Annotated in this window: 1 protein-coding gene; it reads left to right on the forward strand. The window is 72.8% G+C overall.

All coding sequences use genetic code 11. The features are described from left to right. Nucleotides 1-386: efflux RND transporter permease subunit (locus AC1DKR_RS21320; RefSeq protein ID WP_478035176.1), on the forward strand; the 386-nt coding region annotated here is incomplete at its 5' end. Nucleotides 387-401: the final 15 nt, after the last annotated feature.

The following is a 401-nucleotide window of genomic DNA, read 5'->3' on the forward strand; positions in this document are numbered from 1 at the left end:
CCGGCACGCCGCTGTCGGTGCCCGCCCTGACCGGCGCGATCATGTGCATGGGCGTGGCCACGGCCAACTCGATCCTGGTGGTCAGCTTCGCCCGCGAGCGGCTGGCGGCCACGGGCGACGCGGTGCAGGCCGCCTTCGAGGCCGGGGTCACCCGCTTCCGCCCGGTGCTGATGACCGCCCTGGCCATGATCATCGGCATGGGGCCCATGGCCCTGGCCCTGGGCGAGGGCGCCGAGCAGAACGCCCCACTGGGCCGCGCCGTCATCGGCGGCCTGATCTTCGCCACCTGCGCCTCGCTGCTGTTTGTTCCGACCATCTTCGCCATCGTCCACGGCCGCCGCCCCCGCGCGGAAGCGCCGTCCACCGAAGGATCCGTCCATGCCTGACACCCTGCCCAAGAC

It is taken from the genome of Stenotrophomonas sp. 01N47, assembly GCF_056399165.1.